The sequence below is a fragment of the Cellulosimicrobium sp. KWT-B genome, assembly GCF_002127155.1.
Taxonomy (GTDB): Bacteria; Actinomycetota; Actinomycetes; order Actinomycetales; family Cellulomonadaceae; genus Cellulosimicrobium; species Cellulosimicrobium funkei.
This window is the reverse complement of sequence record NZ_NEDO01000003.1, coordinates 1-18,080: the sequence shown is the minus strand read 5'-3', so window position 1 is coordinate 18,080 and position 18,080 is coordinate 1. Positions and strand designations below refer to the sequence as shown.

General features: G+C 76.8%; 13 protein-coding genes. All 13 read right to left on the bottom strand.

Annotated elements, in window-relative coordinates; all coding sequences use genetic code 11:
• The 13 genes from B9L22_RS09930 to B9L22_RS09870 all read right to left on the bottom strand — a co-directional run bounded on the left by B9L22_RS09930 (nt 1) and on the right by B9L22_RS09870 (nt 17,025).
• On the bottom strand, nt 1-3,519 hold the full coding sequence (locus B9L22_RS09930; protein ID WP_143317234.1) for a BTAD domain-containing putative transcriptional regulator: 3,519 nt from the start codon (nt 3,517-3,519) through the stop codon (nt 1-3).
• Nucleotides 3,520-3,571: 52 nt separating this feature from the next.
• Nucleotides 3,572-4,207 (bottom strand): NUDIX hydrolase, encoded by a 636-nt coding sequence (locus B9L22_RS09925; RefSeq protein ID WP_086150275.1) that lies wholly within the window; start codon nt 4,205-4,207, stop codon nt 3,572-3,574.
• On the bottom strand, nt 4,208-5,893 hold the full coding sequence (locus tag B9L22_RS09920; RefSeq protein WP_085388057.1) for a CTP synthase: 1,686 nt from the start codon (nt 5,891-5,893) through the stop codon (nt 4,208-4,210).
• A gap of 137 nt (nt 5,894-6,030) precedes the next feature.
• Complete coding sequence (murJ, locus tag B9L22_RS09915; RefSeq protein WP_233139978.1) at nt 6,031-7,773, bottom strand: murein biosynthesis integral membrane protein MurJ; 1,743 nt, start codon at nt 7,771-7,773, stop codon at nt 6,031-6,033.
• Nucleotides 7,770-8,609 (bottom strand): hypothetical protein, encoded by an 840-nt coding sequence (locus B9L22_RS09910; RefSeq protein ID WP_233139976.1) that lies wholly within the window; start codon nt 8,607-8,609, stop codon nt 7,770-7,772. The genes murJ and B9L22_RS09910 overlap by 4 nt, the downstream gene beginning before the upstream one ends.
• A gap of 1 nt (nt 8,610) precedes the next feature.
• Nucleotides 8,611-9,705, bottom strand: coding sequence for a copper transporter (locus B9L22_RS09905; RefSeq protein ID WP_086150274.1), 1,095 nt, complete (start codon nt 9,703-9,705; stop codon nt 8,611-8,613).
• A gap of 124 nt (nt 9,706-9,829) precedes the next feature.
• On the bottom strand, nt 9,830-11,017 hold the full coding sequence (gene steA, locus B9L22_RS09900; RefSeq protein WP_021482582.1) for a putative cytokinetic ring protein SteA: 1,188 nt from the start codon (nt 11,015-11,017) through the stop codon (nt 9,830-9,832).
• A 6-nt stretch (nt 11,018-11,023) separates the two neighbouring features.
• The gene (gene recN / locus B9L22_RS09895; protein WP_043658037.1) at nt 11,024-12,754 is read right to left on the bottom strand and encodes a DNA repair protein RecN; all 1,731 of its coding nucleotides are present in this window, start codon (nt 12,752-12,754) and stop codon (nt 11,024-11,026) included.
• Nucleotides 12,755-12,756: 2 nt separating this feature from the next.
• Complete coding sequence (locus B9L22_RS09890; protein ID WP_034650767.1) at nt 12,757-13,758, bottom strand: NAD kinase; 1,002 nt, start codon at nt 13,756-13,758, stop codon at nt 12,757-12,759.
• Nucleotides 13,755-14,846, bottom strand: coding sequence for a TlyA family RNA methyltransferase (locus B9L22_RS09885; protein ID WP_369824823.1), 1,092 nt, complete (start codon nt 14,844-14,846; stop codon nt 13,755-13,757). Before B9L22_RS09885 ends, B9L22_RS09890 begins: the two co-directional genes overlap by 4 nt.
• A gap of 2 nt (nt 14,847-14,848) precedes the next feature.
• Nucleotides 14,849-15,052 (bottom strand): hypothetical protein, encoded by a 204-nt coding sequence (locus B9L22_RS09880; protein ID WP_086150273.1) that lies wholly within the window; start codon nt 15,050-15,052, stop codon nt 14,849-14,851.
• Between the two features lie 150 nt (nt 15,053-15,202).
• Nucleotides 15,203-16,225, bottom strand: coding sequence for an HAD-IIA family hydrolase (locus B9L22_RS09875; RefSeq protein ID WP_086150272.1), 1,023 nt, complete (start codon nt 16,223-16,225; stop codon nt 15,203-15,205).
• Nucleotides 16,222-17,025, bottom strand: a complete 804-nt coding sequence (locus tag B9L22_RS09870; RefSeq protein WP_086150271.1) for a hypothetical protein — start codon at nt 17,023-17,025, stop codon at nt 16,222-16,224. The genes B9L22_RS09875 and B9L22_RS09870 overlap by 4 nt, the downstream gene beginning before the upstream one ends.
• Nucleotides 17,026-18,080 lie beyond the last annotated feature (1,055 nt).

Here is an 18,080-nt window from a genome sequence, read left to right as displayed (position 1 = left end):
TCAGGCGGGGTCGGCGCCCCGACGGGCGCCGGCCCCGTCGTCGTCCGGGCCGCCCGCGGCGGTCGGGTCGTCGACCGCGTCCGCGGCGGCGAGCAGCGCGAAGCCCTGCCGGGCGAGGTCCGCGCGGGACAGCTCGCGAGCCCTCGTCCGGGCGCGCTCCGCCGCGTCCGCGCCCGCCGCTCCGGCGACCTGGGCCCACGCGCTCTCGTGCCGCAGCGCGGGCTGGTCCTGGCGCGAGCCCATCCGCTCGGCGAGCGCGACGAGGAGGGCTCCCTCCCCCGTTCCCGGCCCCGGGTGCCGGCCGGCGTCGAGCACCGCGGCGACACCGAGCGCGAGGAACGCCGTCCCGGCGACCGGGTAGTCGACGAAGTGCGGCCGGGCCCGGTGCATCGCGAGCACGACCTCGCGGAGCTCCGCGGCGACGTCCGCGGCTTGCGCCCGAGCCTCGGACGCCCCTGGTCGGGCACCCGCCCCCGTCCCGGCGAGACGCACCAGCCACGACGACACGAGGAGCACGTACCAGGGCGACCAGCGCGCGTCGCCGTCGAACGACGCCGCGGCCTGCCCGTAGAGCTCGAGGGCGGCGGCGTCGTCGCCGTGCAGCGCCGCGACCTCCGCGCGCGCCATCGCGACGACGGACCGCACGTCCGCAGGGACGTCCGGGCCCACGGGACCGTGCTCGACCGCGCCCGCGAGCGCCGCGAGCTTCCGCTCGGCACGCTCCGTCTCCCCGAGCGTCACCGCGGCCGACATCTCGACCCAGTCGAGCTGCTGCAGCGTCGCCGTCGCGCCGAGGGCCCGCAGGTGGCCGCGCGCGGCGCGCGCCCAGCGCCCGACGTCCACGGCGTCCCCCGCCTCGCTCGCGCACGACGCGAGGAACATCGCCGTGGTGGCGCGGGCGGCGACGTCGCCGCGGGCCACCGCGCGGTCGTGCGCGCGCTCGCCCCAGCGCCGGGCCTCGGCGAGCCGGCCCTCGTTCTCCGCGGTCTGCGCCGTCGTGAACTCGGCGAGCATCGCCACGAACGCGTCGTCGGACGCGCGGAGCCCGGCGAGCGTCGCCTCCATCTCCTCCGGGCTGCGGACGGTGAGCAGGCGGGCGAGGGCACGGGTCCGCGGCCCGGCCTCGGGGCGTCGCAGCAGCCGACGCAGGCGGCCGAGGGCGCGGGCCGTCAGCTCGGGCCGGGCGAACGCGCTCGCCCCCGCGACGGCGGCGAGCGCGAGCGCGGCGGGCTGGACGTCGCCGGGCGGCACGTCCCACCCGACGACCGAGTCGAGGACCACCTCCACGAGCCCGGTGGCCTGGTCCTCGACGCCGAGCAGGAGCCAGGACCCGGTGAGCGCGGTGAACACGCGCACGACGACGTCGGGGCGCTCGTCCTGCACCGCCTCGCGGAGCGCGAAGACGAGGTTCTCCTGCTCGCGGCGCAGGTCCGTCGCCGCGGCGGCCTGGTCCCCGCCCACGAGCGCGGCGGCGCACCGCGTCGCGAGGCGGGCCGCCCACCGCTGCACGGCCTCGCGCGCCGGGGCCGTCGTCCCGGTCGCCTCGAGCCGGAGGGCGCCGAACTCCCGCACCGTCTCGAGCATCCGGTAGCGCACGACGCCGTCGTCCTCGGTGACGCGCAGCAGCGACTGCGCGACGAGCCCGTCGAGCCCGTCGAGGACCTCCCAGGCCGGCGCCCGCGACGGCGCCCGGCTCCCGGCGTCGGACACGGCCTGCGCCGCCTCGGCGGAGAAGCCGTCCGGGAAGACGGCGACGCGGCACAGCAGGTCCTGCTCGGCCCGGCCCAGCAGGTTCCAGCTCCACTCGATCACCGCCTCGAGCGTGCGGTGCCGGTCCGGGGCGGTCCGGTCCCCGGAGCGCAGGAGCGCGAAGCGCTCGTCGAGGTGACGTTCCACCTCCTCGACGCTCAGGGTCCGCACGCGCGCTGCGGCGAGCTCGATGGCGAGCGGCAGCCCGTCGAGGCGGTCGCACAGCCGCGCGACGACGGCCGGCGGAAGGCTCGCACCCGGCCGGACCGCGTGCGCACGCTCGACGAAGAGGCGCACGGCGGGACCGTCGCCCGCGGCCGCACCGAGCGGCTCGAGCGGGTAGACGAGCTCGGCAGCGAGCCGGAGCGGCGACCTGCTCGTCGTGAGCACCACGAGCCCGGGCGCCGCGCCGAGCAGGTCGGCGGCCCAGCGCGCGGAGCCGTCGAGGACGTGCTCGCAGTTGTCCAGCACGAGCAGCGCCGCGCGCCCGCGTACCCGGTCGAGCACCTGCTCGCGCAGCTCGGGCGCCGCGAGGCGGTCGGCGAGCCGCCCGGTGCGGGCCGGCGGCGAGATGCCCAGGCCGTCGGCCAGCGCCACGACGACGTCCGCGTCCGAGCGCACGCCCGCGAGCTCGACGACGACCACCAGGTCGACCGAGCCGGTCGCCGCCGTGCGCCGCGCGACCTCCTGCGCGAGGCGCGTCTTGCCGAGACCACCGGGGCCGAGGACGGTCACGAGCCTTGCCCGCGCGAGCGCGTCCCGGACGGCGTCGACGTCCTCGTCCCGGCCGACGAGCGCGTCCGGCGCCGCCCGCAGGCCGCGCACGGACGTGGTGCGACCGACCGGCTCGACCGGGGGCTCGCCGCCGGGGCGGGGTCCCCCGCCGTCCCCCGGACCGCCGCGCGAGGCCCGAGGACCGGGCACGGCGTCAGGCGAGGCGTCGGACCGGGCGTCGGGAGGGGCGTCGGGAGGGGCGTCGGGCGCGGACGACGACCTGCCGAGCAGGTCTGCGGCGAGCTGCTGGAGGTCCGGGGCCGGGTCGGTGCCGAGCTCGCGGACGAGCGCGTGCCGCAGGCGCGCGTAGGCGGCGAGCGCCTCGCCCTCCCGGCCCGACGCCGCGAGGCTCGTCATGAGGTCGCGCGCGGCGTCCTCGTCGGTCGCGTCCTCGTCGAGCGCCGCGGACGCCAGCGCCGTCACGGTCACGGGGTCCCCGGCGGCCGCGGCGGCCGACCGCAGGGCGGCGGTCAGTCCGGCCCGGAGCCGCGCGGCCTCGGTGCGCAGCGCCTGGGCGACGGGACCGGGCACGCCCGTGCCGGGCTCCTCGTCGGTCCACGACGCGAGCGCGCCGCGCAGGTCGGCGACGGCCGCGGCGACGCCGTCGGCGGCCCAGCCGCCCTCCCGCGCCCGGGCGAGCGCGCCGCGCGCGCGGGCGAGCGCCCCGCGTGCGAGCTCGAGGTCGCTCGGCGCGCCGAGCGCGTAGCCCCCGGCGCGCGACAGCACGGTCCCCGGCGCCGCGTCCCGCCGCAGGCGCGACACGAGGCTCTGCAGCGCGGCGCGCGGGTCCTGGGGCGCGTCCGGGCCCCACAGGTCCTCGACGAGCGAGGCCACGCCGAGCGTCCGACCGTCCGCGAGCGCGAGCGCGACCACGAGCGCCGCCGCACGCGGCCCGCGCGGGGCGACCGCCCGGCCGTCGGGCCCGGGCACGCGGACCGGCCCGAGGACGCGCACGAGCGCCTCGGCACGTTCCGGGAGGTCGTCGTGGTCGCGCACGACGCAGAACACTAGTCCTCGGTGCCGACGCCGTCCCGCCCGCGACGTCGCGTCAGCCCCCGCGGCGCTCGGGCCACGGCGCGTCGGCGGGGCGCAGGGAGGCCCAGCCGCCCGCGCGCGACGTGGCGGTCGCGAGGATCCCGACGACCGCCGACGGGTTGTGCAGCGAGCCCTCCAGGACGGCGGACACCGCCTCGTCGAGCGGGACCCAGCGCAGCTCCATGTCGAGCTCCTCCGCCTCGCGCGCGAACCGCTCGTCGTCCGGCACGGGCGACAGGTCGCGCGCCAGGAACACCCGCAGCGCCTCGTTGGACCCGCCGGGCGTCGTGAAGTAGTCCACGAGCACGTCCCACCGGGCCGCCCGCAGGTCCGCCTCCTCGGCGAGCTCGCGAGCCGCGGCGACGCGCCCGTCCTCGCCCACGACGTCGAGCAGGCCCGCGGGCACCTCCCACAGCTCGCGCCGCACCGGGTGGCGGTACTGGCGCAGCAGCAGGACACGCTCGTCCGCGTCGAGGGCGACGATCGCGACCGCACCCGGGTGGTCGAGGTACTCGCGCGTGACGCGGCCGCCGTCGCCGAGGTCGACGACGTCGGACCGCAGGTCGAACACGCGACCCTCGTGCACGAGCGTCGTCTCGACGACCGGTCGGGGCGCGAGCGCGTCCACGACCGGGTGCTCGCCGGCCACTCAGTCCGCCTGGTTCTCGAGCGCGGCGCGGACGAGGCCGCTGAACAGCGGGTGCGAGCGCGTGGGGCGCGACTTGAACTCCGGGTGCGCCTGCGTGCTCACGTAGTACGGGTGGACGTCCGCGGGGAGCTCGACGAACTCGACGAGCGACGAGTCGGGCGACGTCCCGCTGATGACGAGCCCCGCCTCCTCGAGCTGCTTGCGGTAGGTGTTGTTCACCTCGTAGCGGTGGCGGTGGCGCTCCGTGACGCGCTCCGCGCCGTAGGTCTTCGCGACGACCGAGCCCGGGGTGAGCGCGGCCTCGTAGGAGCCGAGGCGCATCGTGCCGCCGAGGTCGCCGTCGCCGCCGACGATCGCGAGCTGCTCCTCCATGGTCGCGATGACGGGGTGGGACGTGCCCGGGTCGAACTCGGTCGAGGACGCGTCGTCGATGCCGAGCACGTTGCGCGCGTACTCGATGACCATCGACTGCAGGCCGAGGCAGATGCCGAGGGTCGGCACCCTGTTCTCACGCGCCCAGCGCAGCGCACCGAGCTTGCCCTCGATGCCCCGCACGCCGAACCCGCCGGGCACGAGGACGGCGTCCACGCCGTGCAGCGCGTCGTCCGCGCCCTCGGGCGTCTGGCACTCGTCGGACGCGACCCAGCGGATCGTGACCTTGGCGTCGTTCGCGAACCCGCCGGCGCGCAGCGCCTCCGTGACGGAGAGGTAGGCGTCCGGGAGGTCGATGTACTTGCCGACGAGCGCGACCTCGACGCGGTGGGCGGGCTGGTGCACGCGCTCGAGGAGCTGGCTCCAGCCGTCCCAGTCGACGTCGTGGAACGGCAGGCCGAGGCGGCGCACGACGTAGGCGTCGAGGCCCTCCGCGTGCAGCACGCGCGGGATGTCGTAGATGCTCGGCGCGTCGATCGCGTTGACGACAGCCTCGTTGTCGACGTCGCACATGAGGGCGATCTTGCGCTTCACCGGCTCGGGCACCACCCGGTCCGCGCGCAGCACGATCGCGTCGGGCTGGATGCCGATGGACCGCAGCGCCGCGACCGAGTGCTGCGTGGGCTTCGTCTTGAGCTCGCCCGACGGGCCGATGTACGGCACGAGCGACACGTGGAGGAAGAAGACGTCGTCCCGGCCGAGCTCGTGGCGCACCTGGCGGGCAGCCTCGAGGAAGGGCTGCGACTCGATGTCGCCGACGGTGCCGCCGATCTCGGTGATGATGACGTCGACGTCCTCACCGGCCTGGGCGCGCATGCGCGTCTTGATCTCGTCGGTGATGTGCGGGATGACCTGGACCGTGTCGCCCAGGTACTCGCCGCGCCGCTCGCGCGCGATGACCTGGGAGTAGACCTGACCGGTCGTGACGTTCGCGGACGCCTCGAGGTCGACGTCGAGGAAGCGCTCATAGTGGCCGATGTCGAGGTCCGTCTCGGCGCCGTCCTCGGTGACGAACACCTCGCCGTGCTGGAACGGGTTCATCGTCCCGGGATCGACGTTGAGGTACGGGTCGAGCTTCTGCATGGTGACGCGCAGGCCGCGCGAGCGGAGCAGACGACCGAGGCTGGACGCCGTGAGGCCCTTGCCGAGCGAGGAGGCGACGCCGCCGGTGACGAAGACGTGCGCGGTGCGGTGCTCGGTACGAGCGCCCGAGGCGTTGAGGCGGGAGGAGGGCCGGTTCAGGTGATCTGCCACGGAACTCCATCCTAACAGCGTGCCCGACGACGGCACGCGGACCCGAGGGTCGGCCCGCTCACACCGGGCGGCACGGCGAGGTGTCCCTCGCCTCGACGCGCGACCCGGCGCGCGTCCGGGCATGCGTCACGGGCGCGTCACCTCGGCGGCGTGTCGCCGGGTGCCTCCGTCGTGGGTTCGCCCGCCGCGGGCTCGTCCCCCGCAGGCGTGTCCGTCGTGGGCCCGACGGCGTCGCCCGCCCCGGGAGCCGCCGGGTCGCCTGCGCCCGGCGTCCCGCGCCGCAGGACGCCCAGGAGGGCCGCGCGGTCGCCGACGAGCGAGACGCCGACCACGACCACGCCCGCGACGAGGGCCGCGAGGGCGCCGACGCCGACGGCGGGCAGCCAGCCCGCGTCGTCGGGCAGCAGGACGCTCGACAGCGCCGAGCCCGCGAGCGCGCCCAGCGCCACGCCGACCGCGACGACGACGAGCGTGCGCGGGACGCCGCGCGTCGCCTCCGGGCCGGCGTGGCGCCGCGTCGCGAGGAGCAGCCCCGCGCCCGCGACCGACATCCCGACCGCGGTCGCGAGGCCGAGCTGCAGGAGCACCCCGGCCTGGTCGCGGGCGCCCGTGAGGGCGGGGAGCACGTAGGCGGTCGCCGCGACGACGAGCCAGCCCGCGGCGGTCACGACGACCGCCACCCGCTGGCGGTCGATCGTGTACAGCGCGCGCGACAGGTGCAGGATCAGCGAGAACCCGACGATGCCCACGGCCATCGCGGCGACCGCTCCCCCGAGCCCGTCGACCGAGCCCGTCGCGATGCGGGCGAAGACCGCCTCGACGGCCGCCGACGCGGCGATCAGGGCCGCGACGCCGAGCCCCGCGACGACGAGCAGCGTGCGCGTCGTGGTCGCGAGCAGGCGCCGATAGGCGTCGTGCCGGGCGTGCGCGACGTGCTCCGCGAGGCGCGGGAACGTGCTCGTCGCGAGCGGGAACGCCAGCACCGCGTACGGGAGCAGGTAGACCTGCTGGGCGTACCAGTACGTCGGGAAGGTCTGCTCCGGTCCGAACCGGTAGGCGGCGCCCATGATCGCGAGCACCGAGAGCTGCTGCGCGACGAGCGCCCCGACACCCGCGAACGCGAGGTTGCGCGCCCGGACCGCCTCGCCGCCCGGGAAGCGCAGCGTGGGGCGCAGGCGGACGCCCAGCCGGTGCACGGGGAGCACGAGGGGCAGCGCGAGGACGGCGACGCCCGCCGTCGTGCCCCAGCCGAGCCACGCGATGGCCTGGCCCGACAACGCGGCGACGTCCTTCTGGTCGCCCCCCGCCAGACCCGCGAACACGAGGAAGACGACGATGACCGCGAGGCTCGACAGGAGCGGCGAGAACGCCTGCCAGAAGAACCGCTTGTGCGCCTGGAGGATGCTCCCGAGCACGACCGCGAGCCCGTAGAGCGGCACCTGGAGCGCGAACACGCGCACGAACGTCGCCGTGACGTCGACGAGCTCGGGATGCTTCGGCAGCATGAGGAGGGACGCGATCGGCTCCGCGAGGAGCGCGAGCAGCGCCCCGAGCGGGACGAGCACGACGAGCGTCCACCCGAGCAGGGCCGAGGCGATGCGCGAGACCTCGGTGCCCGCGCGCCGGGCGATGGGCCCGGCGAGGAGCGGGACCACCGAGCCGGCGAGGGCGCCGCCCGCGGCGACCTCGAACAGCACGTTCGGCAGGAGGTTCGCCGCCGTGAACGCCGACCCGACGCCCTCGGTGCCGACGGCGGCGGACTGCACGAGCGACCGTGCGAACCCGACGAGGCGGCTCGCGATCGTCACGAGCGTGATCATCGCGGCGGCGCCCGCCAGGGTGCCCGTGGCGGCGCGCAGCCGCCCCGCCCGCGCGCTCACGCCGGGCGCCGGCCCCACGCGTCCACGCGCCGCAGCGCGTCGTTGCCCTCGATGACCTTCGAGAAGCTCACCTTCTCGCTCGCGAGCGTGAGCCCCACGACGCCCGCCAGAGCGAGCCAGCGCACCGGGCGAGGCGCGGTGAACGCGACCTGGGAGCCCAGCGCGGCACCGAGCGCGTTCGCGCCGCAGTCGCCGAGCATGTCGCGCTCGCCGAGGTCCCCCGGGGCCGCGGCGACGGCTGCACCCAGGACGGCGCCCGTCGTCGGCGCGGCGGCGGTGCCGAGGTACGGGAGCGACGCCGCGCCGGCGGCCTTGAGGGCGCGCCCCGGCCGCAGGTCGAGGAGGTTGAGCAGGTTCGCGGTGCCGGCCATGAGCGCGCCGTTCACGCCCACGTCCACGAGGTGCCCGAAGGCACCGCCCGTGCGTCGCGTGCCGACCGCCGCCGCGACGAGCGAGACGCCGCTGATCCCGAGGATCTTCAGCGCACCCGTCGTGACCCGACCCTGCGCGAGCGCGCCGAGGTGGCCGCGCAGCCCCTTGGTGCGGCTCGTCGTGTCCTCCGCGAGGTCGTCGACGAGGCCGAACGTGCCCGCGCTCGCCGTCGCGAGGGCGACCGCCGCGCGCGTGCGGGCGTCGCCTCCCGCCGCGAGCGTGCCGGCGACGAGGCCGGCGGCCACGGCCGGGCCCTCGAGCAGGCTGATCGGCTCGCCCCGGTGGTTAGTCCGGGTCCATCGCTCCGCGCCCCCGGGCGCGCGCGACCCGGCCGTGCGGCGTGCCGCGGCCGTCACCGTCGCGGCGACGCCGGCGGCCGCGAACGTGCGCAGCGCGCGCCCCACGTCAGCCCTCCCCCGCGCCGTCGCCGGCCTGCTCGACGTCGGCCCCGTCACCGGCCGGTTCACCCGTGGTGTCGTCCGCCGCGGCGTCCTGCGCGCCGGTGGGGGACGCCGTCGTGCGCGTCACCGCCGGGAGCTCGACCGCGGGCGGGAGGACGGCCGTCGCGCTCTCCTCGAACCCGAACTGCCCTACCTGGTCCGCGAGCCGCGCGGCGAGCGCGAGCGGGACGTTGATCCGGCCCGGCTCGGCCTCGATGCCGCTGACGGTCGAGACGGTCGAGGCAAGGTCCTCGTTCGCGCGGATCGTCGAGACGACGTCGCCCGAGACCGCCGTCGGGCCGGCGACCAGCGCGGCGCCGGCGACCTCCTGCGCGGCGACGGCCACCTGGACCTCGATGTCGACCGCGTAGGTGTCGGGTGCGGGCGGCTCCTCGCCCTCCGCGGCGGGGGTGGCCGGCGAGGGCGCGGAGCCCCCGAGCAGCAGGACCACGTCCGCCGGCAGCGTCTGCTCGGAGACCACGTCGACGAGCGCGAAGCGCTCGAGCAGCGCCTCGAGCTCGAGCGCCTCGGGGCTGCGCTCCTCCGTGCTCGACGGCGCCGCCCCGGTGAGCGACAACGCGAGCGCGCGCGACAGGCGCTGCTCGGGGGTCGCGTCCTGCGGGACATCGCCCAGCTTGTCGCCGAGACCCTCGGCCACCGTCTGCCGCGCGCTCTCCTCGTCCTGGCTCGTCCACGAGTCCGTGAGGCGCACGTGCCCGACGACGGACGCACCCGCCGTCTCGAGCTGCGCGGCGATCGCGTCGTCGCGCTCGTCGTCCGCCCCGTCCAGGTCGACGACGGCCACGCGACGGTCCTCGAGGGAGCCCGCGACGAGCTGCGGACCTGCGGCCTCGATGTACCGTGCGTCGTCGCCGAGCGTCACGTTCGCCTGGTCGAGCTGGTCGCGCAGCTCGTTGCGCTCGGTGCGCAGCTGCTCCACCTGCCCGGTGAGCTGGTCGCCGATCGCGCCCTGGAGCGGGCCCGCGCCGAGGATGATCCCCACGGCGAGCGCCAGGAAGACCGAGATCAACGAGACGATGTGGTACCTGAAGTCGATCACTGTGCGGTGGTGTCCTTCGGTTCGAGCTGCTGCGTGCTGGCAAGGGTCAGGGTCGGCGCTGGCCGCCGGAGGGCACGGGCCGCAGGCACGTGCGCGGGCCGTCGACCACGACGGCCCGGCGGGATCAGCCGCCGCCCGAGAAGAGCGTCCCGATCCACGACCAGAGGTCGTCGAACCGGGCGCCCACGATCCCGAAGAACGTCTGGCCCGCCGCCGTCGACCACAGCGCCGCGACGACGGCGAGGAGCCCGGCGATCGACAGGAGCCAGAGCTGGAGGTTGGAGATCCGGTGCCGGTACAGGCGCGACACGCCCTTGGCGTCGACGAGCTTGCCGCCGACCCGGAGCCGGGTGAGGAACGTGCTCGCCATGCCCGCACGGCCCTTGTCGAGGAACTCGACGAGCGTCGCGTGCGTGCCGACGGCGACGATGACCTCGGCGCCCTTGTCGTCGGCGAGGAGCATCGCGATGTCCTCGCTCGTGCCGGTCGCCGGGAAGACGACGGGCTCGACGCCGAGCTCCTGCACGCGCTCGAGGCCGGGCGCCTTGCCGTCGCGGTAGGCGTGCACGACGATCTCCGCGCCGCTGCTCAGCGCGCGGTCGGAGACCGAGTCCATGTCGCCGACGATCATGTCGGGCTTCCACCCCGCGTCGAGGATCGCGTCCGCGCCGCCGTCCACGCCGATGAGCACCGGGCGGTACTCGGTGATGTAGGGGCGCAGCGTCGCGAGGTCCTCGCGGTAGTGGTAGCCGCGCACGACGATGAGGACCTGACGCCCCTCGATGGACGTACGGATGTCTGGGACGCCGACGCCGTCGAGCAGGAGGTCCCGCTCGCGGCGCAGGTAGTTCATCGTGTTCTCGGCGAACGACTCGATCTCGACCGAGAGGTTGGCGCGCGCCTCCTCGAGGCTGCGCGCGACCGTCTCCTCGCTCTGCAGCACGCCCTCGGCGACGAGGTCGTCGCCCAGGTAGACCTTGCCGCCGTCGAGCCGCACCACGCGTCCTTCGGGGATCGCCATGATCGCGGGGCCGAGGTCGTCGACGAGCACGATGCCGGCCTCGACGAGGACGTCGGGGCCGAGGTTCGGGTAGCGACCCGAGACCGACTTGGCCGCGTTGAGCACGGCGGACGGCTTCGCGGCGACGAGCGCGTCGGCGGCGACCCGGTCGATGTCGACGTGGTCGATCACCGCGACGTCGCCCGGGTTGAGCCGCTTCGTGAGCGCCTTCGTGCGCGCGTCGACCTTGGCCGGGCCGAGCGTGCCGGACCCGGCCTCCGGCAGGGAGGCTTTGCGCAGAGTGAGTCTCATCGTGCCCTATCGTCCCACGACCGACGACTCCAGAAGCTCCACCGCGTGGCGGCGGGCCGCGTCGGAGTCCTCCTGGCCCGAGAGCATCCGCGCGAGCTCGCGGACGCGCTCCTCCCCCGTGACCTCGCGCACACCGGTGACCGTGACCGCGGTCGACGGGTCGCCCTCGCCCGACGCCTTCGTCACGACGAGCTGCACGTCCGCGAACGCGGCGACCTGCGCGAGGTGGGTGACGACGACGACCTGGGTGCGCCGCGCGAGCGACGCGAGCCGCCGCCCGACCTCCACGGCCGCCTTGCCCCCGACGCCGGCGTCGACCTCGTCGAACACGAACGTGGGCAGCACCTGGCCGGTGCCGTCGACGGCGGCCGTCGCGAGCGCGACCTCGATCGCGAGCATGACGCGCGACAGCTCGCCGCCCGACGCCCCCTTGCCCAGCGGGCGGGCGGGAGCGCCCGCGTGCGCGACGAGCGAGAACGTCACCGCGTCGACGCCCCACGGGCCGGGCTCCTCGGCCCGCTCGACGTCCACGACGAGGCTCGCCCCGCCCATCGCGAGCCCGCGCAGCTCGTCGGTCACGGCCGCGGCGAGCTCGGCGGCGGCCCGCTCGCGCGAGGCCGTGATCGCCGTGCCGAGCCGGTCCAGCTCCGCGTCGAGCTCGTCGCGGCGCGCCGTCGCGGCCTGGAGCCGCTCCCCGCCGTCGTCCAGGTCCAGGAGCCGCAGCCCCGCGTCGCTCGCCCAGGCGAGGACGTCGTCGACCGTCTCCCCGTAGCTGCGCGTGAGCGTCCCCAGCTCGGCGAGGCGCGCGTGCGCGGACTCGAGACCCGCCGGGTCCGCCGCCAGGTCCTCGACGTAGCCCGAGATCTCCGTGGCCACGTCGGCCAGCACGTACCCCACCTCGGCGAGCCGCTCGGCGAGGCGGGCGAGCGCGGGGTCCGTCCCGGCCACCGACTCGAGCGCGCGGCGCGCGCGGTCGACCGACACGACGGCGTTCTCCTGCGGCTCCGCGGCCTCGTCGCCCGCGACGGCGTCGTGCGCGAGCTGCGCGGCGACCCGGAGCTCCTCGACGTTCCCGAGCCGCGCGACGAGCGCGGTGAGCTCGACGTCCTCGCCCGGCTGGGGCGCGACCCGCTCGACCTCGGCGAGCCCGAGGCGCAGCAGCTCCGCCTCGCGGGCGCGCTCGCCGGCGCGCGTCTCGATGTCGTCGATCTGCGCCTGCAGCGCCGACCGCTCGGCCCACGCCTCGCGGTACTGCCCCAGGAGCTCGGCGTGCTGCGGCCCGGCGAACGCGTCGAGGGCCGTGCGCTGTCGGCTCGCGGTCCGCAGCCGGAGCTGGTCCGACTGGCCGTGCACCGTGACGAGGTCGTCGGCGATCTCGGCGAGGACGCCCTGCGGGACGCTGCGCCCGCCGAGGTGCGCGCGCGAGCGGCCCTCCGCGGCGACCGTGCGCAGGATGACGACCGAGCCGTCGTCGTCGACCTGTCCGCCCGCGTCGTCGACGCGCTGCGCGACCGCCGGGCGGTCCGCGACGCGCACCCGGCCCTCCACGACGGCGCTCGCCGCGCCCGGGCGCACCGTCGCCGGGTCCGCCTTGCCGCCCATGAGCAGGCCGAGGCCGGTGAGGACCATCGTCTTGCCGGCACCCGTCTCGCCCGTGATCACCGTCAGCCCGGCGCCGACCGGGACGCGCGCCGACCGGATGACCCCGAGGTTCTCGATCGCGATCTCCTCGAGCACGCTCACTCCTCCTCGTCCGTGGTGCCCCCGTCGCCCGGGAGCCTGGCCGTCTCGCCCGCGCCGCCCGGAGCGGCGGCGGCGCGCTCCGCGGTGGTGCCCGCCGTCGCGGCGACGCTCGCCGCGCGCTCGCGCCACCCGACCACCGGCAGCGAGAACTTCGACACCAGCCGGTCCGTGAACGGCGCCGTGCTCAGGCGCGCGAGACGCAGCGGCGTGTCCGAGCGCCGCACCTCGACGCGCGAGCCGTTCGGCAGGTCGATGCGGCGGCGGCCGTCGCACGTGAGGACGCCCGACGACGCCGAGTCCGGCAGCACGTCGACCGTGATCGTCGAGCGGGGACCGACGACGAGCGGGCGCGCGAACAGCGCGTGCGCCGCGAGCGGCACGACGAGCACCGCGTCGACCTCGGGCCACATCACGGGCCCACCGGCCGAGAACGCGTGCGCCGTCGACCCCGTCGCGGTGGCGGTGATGACGCCGTCGCACCCGAACGACGAGAGCGGGCGGCCGTCGACGCCGAGCACGACCTCGATCATGCGCTCGCGCTGCGCCTTCTCCACCGTCGCCTCGTTGAGGGCCCAGCCGACGAGCGGCTCCGGCTCTCCCGGCAGGTAGGCACGGACCTCGACGATCGTGCGCTCCTCGACCGTGTAGTCGAACGCCGCGAGGCGGCCGACCGCCGCGCGCAGGTCCTCGCGCTCGCTCTCCGCGAGGAACCCGACGTGGCCCAGGTTCACGCCCAGGAGCGGCACGCCCGTGCCGTGGGTGAGCTCTGCGGCCCGCAGGATCGTGCCGTCGCCGCCGAGCACGATGACGACCTCGGACTCCGCGACGCCCTCGCGCGCCCGCGTGCGCGCCATGTGGTCGCCGAACGACTCCGCGAGGTCGTCGTCGTGCAGCGTCACCTCGAACCCGGCGCGCTCGAGCTCGCTCACCGCCTCGTGCAGCGCGACGACCGCCTCGGGGCGGCCGCCGTGGGTGACGATCAGGACGCGTCGCGTCACGCTGCTCCTCCGGTCAGGGCTCGGTCGGTGGTCTCGGTCGCACCCGGTGCGGCGTGCGGTGCCGGTGGCGGGACGGCCCCGGCGGGAGGTCGGGCGGACGTCTCGGCGGACGTCTCGGCGGACGGCTCGGCGGGCGGTTCGGCGGACAGCTCGACGGACGGAGCCACGGCGCGGGCGACCGCGACGACCGGGGGCGGGCCGCCGCCGGGCCGCGGCTGCCACGCGACGGCCTGCGCCGCGGCGCCCTCGAGCGCCTCGTCCTCGAACGCCGCGCCGCCGGCCCGGCCCGGGTCGCCCGCGCGCAGCCACCAGAAGTACTCCCGGTTGCCGCTCGGACCGGGGAGCGGGCTCGGCACGACGGCGAGCGGCCGCAGGCCGACCAGCGCGGCGTGCCGCGCGACCGCGGCGACGACCTCGACGTGCAGCGCCGGGTCGCGCACGACCCCGCCGCTGCCGAGCCGCTCGCGGCCGACCTCGAACTGGGGCTTCACGAGCAGCAGGAGGTCCGTCCCGGGCCCGACGACGCCGGCCACCGCGGGCAGGACCATCGCCAGCGAGATGAACGAGAGGTCGCCGACCACGACGTCGGGCACGACCCCCACGTGCTCGGGCGACAGGTCGCGCACGTTGAGCCCCTCGTGCACGACGACGCGCGGGTCGGCGCGCAGCGCGGGCACGAGCTGGTCGTGGCCCACGTCGACCGCGACGACCTCGCGCGCGCCGCGCCGCAGCAGCACGTCGGTGAAACCCCCGGTCGACGCGCCGAGGTCGAGGCACCGCGCGCCGGCGACCACCGGGCCGCGGGGCAGCGTCCCCGCCTCCACCGAGCCCTCACCCGTGACCGCGTCGAGCGCGTCGAGGACGCCCGCGAGCTTGAACGCGGCCCGGGACGCGTAGCCCGGGTCGTGCGGGTCGGGGGCCACCTCGACGACGTCCTCCGGGCTGACGCCGGTCGACGGCTTGGTGAGCACCGTCCCGGCACGAGTCACCCGGCCCGCCGCGACGAGCTCCGCCGCGTGCCGACGCGACCGTGCGAGCCCGCGCCGGACGAGCTCGCCGTCCAGCCGGGCGCCGTCCCGCTCCCCCACGCTCAGTCCTCCGCGCGGGCCAGCTCGGCGACCAGCGCGTCGTGCACGGCCTCCAGCACCCCCACGTGGTCGGTGGTCGCGAGGCCGTCCAGCTCGGCGAGACGGGCGAGCACGGGCTCGAGCGACCCCTCGGCGTCGCCGGCGCCCGGGTCGGCCGCGCGGCCCGGAGGCGGACCGGGCACGGGTCGCTGCGGACCGTCCGACATGTCCTGCCTCCTGTCTGGTCGCTCGTCGCCCGGGGCGTCGTCCCGGGGACCGCGGACCACGCTACCGGTAGCGTCCCACGGACGACCGCGCGCGGTGCCGGAAGCACGCCGCGCGCCGTGCGCCGCCGCAGTGATCCGCCCCCCGTGCCGTCAGTGCGTCCCCACCGGGAGGTCGGGGACGCTCGCCGGGTCGACCGACAGGCCGTCGTCGACCGCCGCCCAGGCCGCCGACGCCGCGGCTCGCACCGTGTCGATCGTCGCCGCGCCGCGCACGTCCAGGCGGAGTGCGCCGTCGTCGACGCGCGCCGCGCTGTCCCCGCACGTCCACCAGCCCTCGGCGCCGCGCTCGGGCGCGGGGTGCGGCTCCAGGAGGCTGCGCAGGTCCGCGCCCACGTAGTGCGGCCGCAGCCCGGGCTCCGCGAGGATCGCGTCCCGCGCGGTGCTCACGCCTGTGAGGACGTGCAGACCGGGGTAACCCCCGGCGCGCGCTCCCGCGAGGTCGGTGTCCAGGCGGTCGCCGACGACGAGCGGCGCCCGAGCGCCCGCCCGGTCGATCGCGAGGCCGTACATCGTGGGCGACGGCTTGCCGGCACTGTCAGGCGTCACGCCCGTGGCGGCCCGCACCGCCCCGACGAGCGCCCCGTTGCCCGGCGCGAACCCACGGGCCGTCGGGAGGGACAGGTCGAGGTTGCTCGCCACGTGCCAGGCACCGCGCTGGACGGCGTAGGCGGCCTCGGCGAGCTGGCTCCAGCCGAGCTCGGGCGCGAACCCCTGCGCGACGGCGTCCGGCTCGTCGTCCGCGCTCGCCACGACGACGAAGCCCGCCTCGCGCACCGCCGTCAGCAGACCCGCGCCACCGACGACGAGGACGCGCGCACCCGGCTCGAGCCGGGTCCGCAGGAGGGCCGCTGCAGCCTGCGCCGCGGTCATCACCTCGTCCGCCGTGGTCGGGATGTCGAGACCGGTGAGCTGCTCCGCGACCGACTCGGGCTCGCGGGACGCGTTGTTCGTCACGAAGACGAGCCGCATCCCGCGCCCCCGCGCGGCCGTGAGGCCCTCGGACGCGTGCTCGATCGGCTCGTGCCCGCGGTACGCGACCCCGTCGAGGTCGACGAGCGCGAGGTCGTAGCGGTCGGCGAGCGCGACGTCGCTCGCGAGCAGGCCCGCGCTCACCGGTCGCCCCCGTCCGTCTCGCCCTCGTCCGTCTCGCGCTCGTCCGAGCCGGACGACACCGGCCCGGCCTCGTCCGCGTCAGGAGCGCCGCCGGGCTCGTCGGTCGTGGCGTCGGGCTCTTCCGAGCCGTCCGCACCCTCGTCCGCCTCCTCGAGCTCCTCGCTCAGGTCGTAGACGACGACGTCCTCGTCCTCCTCGCCGAGCGCGGCCGCCAGCAGGCGCGCGTCGATGCCGGCGAGGATCTCGGCGGCCTCCTCCGTGCGGCCGGCGAGCTCCAGGACGGACGCGCGCGCCTGGAGCACCCGGGCGCCGAGCTCGCCGCCGCGGCCGACCGGCGGCACGTTGTCGAGCGCCGCGAGCGCGGCGTCGAGCTCGCCGAGATCGACGCGCGCGCCGCTCACGACGATCGCCAGCTCGGTCCGGCCGACGTCGTCCAGGGTCGCGGCCTCGTCCGACGACGCGAGGGCGAGCGCGCGCTCGGGCCGCCCCAGACCGCGCTCGCAGTCGGCCATGATCGGCAGGTGCTCCGAGGACCCGTTGAGACGGCGCACCGTGCGCAGCTCGCGCAGGGCCTCGGCGTACCGTCCGGTCCGGTAGGCCGTCAGGCCCGCGGCCTCGCGCGCCACGTCGACGCGACCCGCCCGGCGCACCGCCGCCTGGGCGTGCTCGTACGCGAGCTCGGGGTCGGTGTCGATCAGACGGCCGGCCATGACGAGGTGGCGCCCGACGACCTCGGCGGTGTCCTTGCTCAGCGTCCGGAGCCTGCCGCGCGCGGCGCGGTCGAGCTGGGAGATCTGCACGTCCTCGGGCAGGTCCGGGCCGGCAGGGTGCCGGGGCTCGGGACGGCGGTCGAAGCCCTCGCGGTCGCGACCCGCACCGGCGCGCGGGGCGTGACCTCGGCGCTCACCGCCGGGACGGTCACCGCCGCGGCGATCGTCGCGCGGTCCGCCCGGTCCCCGGCGCCCGCCCGCGGAGTCGCGGTCGAATCGAGCCCGACCCGCGTCGCCGCCCCGCGCCGGACGGTCCGCACCGTCACGCCACGGGCGCGACCCGCTGTCACCGTCGCGAGGACGAGACCGGTCGTCACGGCCTGCGCCGTACTCCCTCCGCGGACCACGCGACGCGTCGCCACGCTCGCCCCACGCACCCCGACGCTCGGAGCGGTCGCCGCTCCGGGTGTCACCGGTGCCGCGAGACCCGTCGCGACGGTCGCGGTCCGGGCGTCCGCCGGTACCGCGGCTCGCCCCGTCCCGTGCGGGCCGGTCACCGCCCGGGCGGCCACGGTCGTCGTCGCGCCGACCACGGTATCCGCCCTCGCCCCGGCCCCGCTGGTCCCCGGCGCCTCGGCCCGCTCCCCGGGCGGGCCCGCCGCGGCGGTCGCCCAACGGCGCGCCGCCCTGTCGGCCACGTCCCTCACGGGGAGTGTCCTGCCGGCCGTCACGGTCGCGGCGACCGCCGCGGTCGTCGCCCGCGGACGGACGATCCGGCTCGGGCTCACGGGGGGTGTCGTTCACCGGGGTTCCCTCTCGTTCTGAAGTTTGCGCAGGCCATCCTCCCACGACGGGACGACGAGGCTCCTGCCGTGTCACCGGCGATCCGCTCGCGATGCGACAGCCCGACGTCCTCCGGGCGACCGACGCGCCGTGGCGTCCGGTCCGGTCGGCGGCTCTCGCACGCGCTCTGCACGGCGTGCTGCGGCACCAGCGAGTCGGCGTGCTGGGCGCGGAAATGCCGAAGGCCCACCCCGTGTGGGGTGGGCCTTCGGTGAAGGGTTGTCCGGCGGCGTCCTACTCTCCCACCCCGTCTCCAGGGCAGTACCATCGGCGCTGAAGGGCTTAGCTTCCGGGTTCGGTAT

Bases quoted from the DNA above. Each gene is read 5' to 3' on its own strand.
- steA (WP_021482582.1), bottom strand. From the start codon at position 11,017: ATGAGACTCACTCTGCGCAAAGCCTCCCTGCCGGAGGCCGGGTCCGGC.
- B9L22_RS09880 (WP_086150273.1), bottom strand. From the start codon at position 15,052: ATGTCGGACGGTCCGCAGCGACCCGTGCCCGGTCCGCCTCCGGGCCGC.